Source organism: Streptomyces sp. NPDC006510, assembly GCF_040611955.1.
GTDB lineage: Bacteria > Actinomycetota > Actinomycetes > Streptomycetales > Streptomycetaceae > Streptomyces.
The window spans coordinates 1-5,604 of record NZ_JBEXPH010000333.1; the positions used below are offsets into that span (position 1 = coordinate 1).

The following is a 5,604-nucleotide window of genomic DNA, read 5'->3' on the forward strand; positions in this document are numbered from 1 at the left end:
CGGCTCGGTGACGCCGAACAGGCCGAGGCGGGCGGCAGCAACAGCCACCTCGACAAGGTCGTCGCCAATCTGGTCGCGGGTTCCGGAGCCGACCAGGGCAGCCAGCTCAGCGGCTTCGCGATCCGTTACGTACTGGTCCGCGACGGCGCCCCGAAGCAGATGAGCCGGGTCCTCGACGAGACCCCGGGCCTCAGCCGGCTGAGCCAGCTGGACGGCAGCGCGCTGTGGCGGGTCGACCGCCAGGTCGCCCGGGTCATGATCATCCCGTCCGGCGCCGACTCCGGCGCGGAACCGCTGCCCGTCGGCTCCCTTCCCGTCGAGGCGCACAGCAAGGTTCCGGCGGGCGGCTCCGGCCGGGTGCTGCGGATCGCGGACGCCGCCGACCCCGGCTGGCAGGCCACGCTCAACGGCCGGACGCTGACCCCGAAGACCGTCGACGGCTGGGCCCAGGGCTTCGAGCTCCCCGCCGAGGGCGGCACGCTGGACCTCACGTACGACACCCCGCTCACCCACACCGCCTGGATCTGGGCCCAGTCGGCGATGGCCGTCGTCCTGCTGGTCCTCGCCCTGCCCGGCCGTCGCCGGGAGATCGACGACGACCTCCCCGAGGAGACCGTGCCGGTCCCCGTGGAGCCGGTCGCCGGCGAGGGACGCCGGGCCCGCAGGCTGCGCGCGGCCGCCCAGGCGGAAGCGGAGGCCGAGCAGGCCGAGGAGGCACCGGACGCGGCGGGACAGTACATCCCGGCCCAGCAGGCGGAGGAGTACACCCCCGCCCAGCAGCCCCCCGAGCCGCAACCACAACCGCAGCCGAACCCGGGCGACGACCAGGACGTCTTCGCCCAGCAGGCCGACCACGGCCAGTACGCGGCGGTGCCGCAGCAGCAGTACGGCGAATGGGACGCGCAGCAGTACCAGGGCGCCGACTACCAGCAGTACCAGGGCGAGCAGTACCAGGACGGCCAGTACGGCACGCAGCAGCACCACCTTGCCGCCGACCCGTACCAGCAGAGCACCTACGACCCGTACGGCTACGCCCAACAGCAGCAGTACGACCCGCAGGCCCACTACGGGCAACAGGGCGGACAGCAGGGCCAGTACGACCCACAGGGCCAGTACGACCCACAGGGCCAGTACGACCCACAGGGCCAGTACGGCCAGCAGGCCCAGTACGACCCGCAGAACCCCGACGAGAACCCCGCCCCGGGCCAGACCCCGTGGCCGACCGGTAACGCATCGCGAGGCGAGTCCGAGTGAAGTCCACCAGCCTGTCCCTCATCGCGGGCACCGTCGCCCTCGCCGCCGTCACCGGATTCGCCGTGCTCACCGCGCCCGGCGACGGGGACACCGCAGAGGCGAAGGCCGCCGCACGGCTGCCGGTGGAGCGGTCCAGCCTGCTCTGCCCGGCCCCCGGTCTCTCGGACCTGGCGGAGACGACCTACACCTCCTTCACGCCGGTGGGCGGCAGCGGCGGCGAGGCCGGCACGGCCGAGCTCCAGAACGCCACCGCGGCCGACGGCGGCAAGCACGACGAGAAGAAGAAGGACGAGAAGGGCAAGAAGAAGGCGGATTCCGGAAAGCCGGTCGTCTCGCTCAAGGAGCCCGGCAAACCGGCCACGGCCGAGGCGTCCGGCGCCGACGCCCCCGCGCTGGTCGGCACCGCCACCGGCCGGCTGGCCCCCGGCTGGACCGCCCAGCAGACCACCACGGTCGAGGCCGGCAGCGCCCGCGGCCTGCTCGGCGTCAGCTGCACCGCGCCCGGCACGGACTTCTGGTTCCCGGCCGCGAGCACCGCGAAGTCCCGCGAGGACTACGTCCACCTGACCAACCCGGACGACACCGCGGCCGTCGCCGACATCGAGCTGTACGGTCCGGACGGCTCCCTCAAGTCCGATGTCGGCGAGGGCATCACGGTGCCCGCCCGGTCCGGCGTCCCGGTCCTGATCTCCACGCTCACCAGCGAGGTCACCGAGGACGTGACCGTCCACGTCACCACCCGTACCGGACGCGTCGGCGCGGTCGTCAGGGCCGCGGACGAGGAAGTCGGCAGCGACTGGCTGGCCGCCTCCGCCGACCCGACGGGCACCCTGGTGATCCCCGGCATTCCCGCGGACGCCACCTCGGTCCGTCTCGTGGCCTTCGCGCCGGGTGACGACGACGCCGATCTGACGGTGAAACTGCTCGGCAAGACCGGCGCGATCTCCCCGGTCGGGCACGAGGAGCTCCACGTCAAGTCGCGGATGACCGCGAGCGTCGACCTGAAGGACATCACCAAGGGCGAAGCCGGCTCCCTGCTCCTGACCCCGGCCAGGAGCGGCAAGCGCACCCCGGTGGTCGCCGCACTGCGCGTGGTCCGCGGCACCGGCGACAAGCAGGAGATCGGCTACATCCCGGCGACCGGCCCGGTGGGCGCGCGGGCGACCGCGGCCGACAACCGGGACAAGGGCTCGGTCCTCTCGCTCACCGCGCCCGGGGCCACCGCCACCGTGAAGGTCACCGCGTCGGCGGGCAGCGAGGGCGGCGAGCAGACCGTCAAGAAGTACACGGTCAAGGGCGGTACGACGCTGGCGGTCACCCCGCCCGTACCGTCCGGGCTCAAGGGCGGCTACGCCCTGACGGTCGAGACGGAGTCGGGCGGCCCGGTCCACGCCGCGCGCACGCTGACCCTCACGCAGGGCGGCATCCAGATGTTCACCGTGCAGACCCTGCCGGACGACCGCGGAACGGTCGAGGTGCCCGCGGCCGAGCAGGACCTGTCGGTCCTCGACGACTGACCGGCCGGCACGGGCGGGATCCGGAACGCCGGACTCCCGCCCGTGCGGCCGCCGCTACTCCTGCCCGTACCTCGGGTCCACGGACTCCGGGGCGAGCCCGAGCAGCTCCGCGACCTGCTCCACCACGACCTCGTGCACCAGCAGGGCGCGCTCGTCGCGGTTCTTGGTACGGATCTCGACAGGCCGCCGGTAGACCACGATCTGCGCGGGCCGGCCCTTCTCCGCGGAGACCGCCCGCCCCAGCGGCACGGTCTCCTCCTGTGTCCCCGGCACATCGAGCACCATGAAATCGACGTCGGCCAGCTGCGGCCAGCGCCGCTCCAGCCGTTCCACCGAGTCCTGCACCAGATCGCGGAAGTTCTCCGCCCTGCTGGCCGAGAGCGGCACCTGCGGTGGGGCGACGGGCCCCCGCATGCCGCGGCCATGGCGGTCACGACGGCGTGGGCGTGGCTCGGACGGGTGGGGAGGTACGGGACTGTCCATCACTGACGCAGGGTAACTCTCCGCGAGGCAGGCCGATCGCCGCTCCCTGACAGGGCATCGGCATGTCCGATGACAAGGCATCGGCATGTCCAATCCTGAACAATCCGGCCAACCAGGGGCACGTTTCAGACCCTGCTCCTGACCGCTGATCTCCTGCTGTATGACAGCTTTTGTGCCGAGTGGTGACCGGAATCGTTGCCGATACGGCCCGTGCTTCTCCGTCCTCCCGCTGGTCAGCAGGAGTGTCCGGAAGGCGTTTGTGCCCGAGGTCACAGGGCGACACGGTGGGGTGACCTGAGGGAGAGTCGTCGCAGCCCGCTCAAGAGTGCGGTACCGTCCAACATCGTGAGCCCTGTACGTCGCTGTTCGCGCACCGCGTGCGGCCGCCCTGCCGTCGCGACACTGACGTACGTCTATGCCGACTCGACTGCGGTCCTCGGCCCGCTCGCCACTTATGCCGAGCCCCACTGCTACGACCTCTGCGCCGAGCACAGTGAGCGGCTGACGGCACCACGCGGCTGGGAGGTCGTCCGGCTCTCCGACCCCTCCGCTCCCACCCGCCCCAGCGGCGACGATCTCGAAGCGCTCGCCAATGCCGTACGGGAAGCGGCGCGGCCGCAGGACCGTGGAAAAGAGGGGCGGGGCGGCGGCCCGCACGCCGCCGATCCGATGGAGGTCGCGCGCCGCGGCCATCTCAGGGTGCTGCGCTCACCGGACTCCTGAGCGTGGCGTGCCGCCCGGCGGCCCGAAGGGTTCGACTGTCCCTCTGCCGGACGACACGATCTCCACAACAAGCGCTGCTGCACCGCGGAACCCGGCGACGGCCCGGCGTACGACCCCGCCCGGCGGCCCGCCCGAGCCGCTGCCGGGTAGTTTGGGCGGTCCGCAGAAATCTCAGGAGGACCGGCCCGTGGCTGCTGATCTGTCGCAGATCGTGAAGGCGTACGACGTGCGCGGAGTGGTGCCCGATCAGTGGGACGAATCGCTGGCCGAGCAGTTCGGGGCAGCGTTCGTCGAGGTGACCGGCGCGGACGCGATCGTGATCGGCCACGACATGCGGCCCTCCTCGCCCGGCCTCTCGGCAGCCTTCGCACGCGGAGCCGCGGCACGCGGCGCGGACGTCACACTCATCGGCCTCTGCTCGACCGACCAGCTGTACTTCGCCTCGGGCAGCCTGGGCCTCCCCGGCGCGATGTTCACCGCGTCGCACAACCCGGCCCGGTACAACGGCATCAAGCTCTGCCGGGCAGGCGCCGCACCCGTGGGCCAGGACACCGGGCTCGGAGAGATCCGGGCCCTGGTCGAGAAGTGGTCCGAGACCGGAACCCCGCAGCCGGCCGCCGCCCCCGGCACCGTCTCCGAACGCGACACGCTCGCCGACTACGCGGCCCACCTGCTGTCCCTGGTCGACCTGACGTCCATCAGGCCGCTGAAGGTCGTCGTCGACGCGGGCAACGGCATGGGCGGCCACACCGTCCCCACCGTCTTCGCGAACCTGCGCGTCGACCTCGTACCGATGTACTTCGAACTCGACGGCACGTTCCCCAACCACGAGGCCAACCCCCTCGACCCGAAGAACCTCGTCGACCTCCAGGCCCGGGTCGTGTCCGAGGGCGCCGACCTCGGCCTCGCCTTCGACGGCGACGCGGACCGCTGCTTCGTCGTCGACGAGAAGGGCGAGGGCATCTCACCGTCCGCGATCACCGCCCTGGTCGCGGCCAGGGAACTCGCCCGCAACGGCGGCAAGGGCACCGTCATCCACAACCTGATCACGTCCCTCTCGGTCCCCGAGGTCGTCCGAGAGAACGGCGGCACCCCGGTCCGTACCCGCGTGGGCCACTCCTTCATCAAGGCGGAGATGGCCGAACACGGCGCGATCTTCGGCGGCGAACACTCCGCGCACTACTACTTCCGCGACTTCTGGAACGCCGACACGGGCATGCTGGCAGCGCTCCACGTGCTGGCCGCGCTGGGAGGCGGGCCGGCCCCCCTGTCCGAACTGGTCGCCCGGTACGACCGCTACGCCGGCTCCGGCGAGATCAACTCCACGGTCGCCGACCAGCAGGCCTGCACGGCAGCGGTACGCGAGTCCTTCGCGACCCGCGACGGAGTAACGACCGACGACCTGGACGGCCTGACGGTCACCGCCGAGAACTGGTGGTTCAACCTCCGGGCCTCCAACACGGAACCCTTGCTGCGCCTGAACGTGGAGGCCCGCGACACCCGGACGATGACAGCGGTACGCGACGAGGTACTGACCATGCTCCAAACCCCCCCAACCCCTGTCCCGCCCGGCACCGTTTCCAGTACCTCCGGCGGACCATCCAGCCCCTCCGGCGTTTGAGGAGCG

Annotated in this window: 4 protein-coding genes and 1 pseudogene; 4 read left to right on the forward strand and 1 reads right to left on the reverse strand. The window is 71.8% G+C overall.

The genetic code is table 11. The annotated features are described in order from the left end of the window. Both ABZY11_RS42565 and ABZY11_RS42570 read left to right on the forward strand, forming a co-directional pair. A pseudogene (locus ABZY11_RS42565) lies at positions 1-1,254 on the forward strand (family 2 glycosyl transferase); the annotation flags it as partial. Beyond that, positions 1,251-2,771: a DUF5719 family protein gene (locus ABZY11_RS42570; protein WP_356484318.1), complete on the forward strand. Its 1,521-nt coding sequence runs from the start codon at positions 1,251-1,253 to the stop codon at positions 2,769-2,771. The pseudogene ABZY11_RS42565 and the gene ABZY11_RS42570, both read left to right, overlap by 4 nt. A gap of 54 nt (positions 2,772-2,825) precedes the next feature. On the opposite strand, the gene ABZY11_RS42575 is transcribed toward ABZY11_RS42570, so the two are convergent. Further along, positions 2,826-3,254 (reverse strand): metallopeptidase family protein, encoded by a 429-nt coding sequence (locus tag ABZY11_RS42575; RefSeq protein WP_356484319.1) that lies wholly within the window; start codon positions 3,252-3,254, stop codon positions 2,826-2,828. A 345-nt stretch (positions 3,255-3,599) separates the two neighbouring features. On the opposite strand from ABZY11_RS42575, the gene ABZY11_RS42580 reads away from it, so the two are divergent. Together ABZY11_RS42580 and ABZY11_RS42585 are read left to right on the forward strand one after the other, a co-directional pair. Next, positions 3,600-3,977, forward strand: a complete 378-nt coding sequence (locus ABZY11_RS42580; RefSeq protein ID WP_356484320.1) for a DUF3499 domain-containing protein — start codon at positions 3,600-3,602, stop codon at positions 3,975-3,977. A 187-nt stretch (positions 3,978-4,164) separates the two neighbouring features. After that, complete coding sequence (locus tag ABZY11_RS42585) at positions 4,165-5,598, forward strand: phosphomannomutase/phosphoglucomutase (protein ID WP_356484321.1); 1,434 nt, start codon at positions 4,165-4,167, stop codon at positions 5,596-5,598. The last annotated feature ends 6 nt before the right edge of the window (positions 5,599-5,604 follow it).

Bases quoted from the DNA above. Each gene is read 5' to 3' on its own strand.
- ABZY11_RS42575 (WP_356484319.1), bottom strand. From the start codon at position 3,254: ATGGACAGTCCCGTACCTCCCCACCCGTCCGAGCCACGCCCACGCCGT.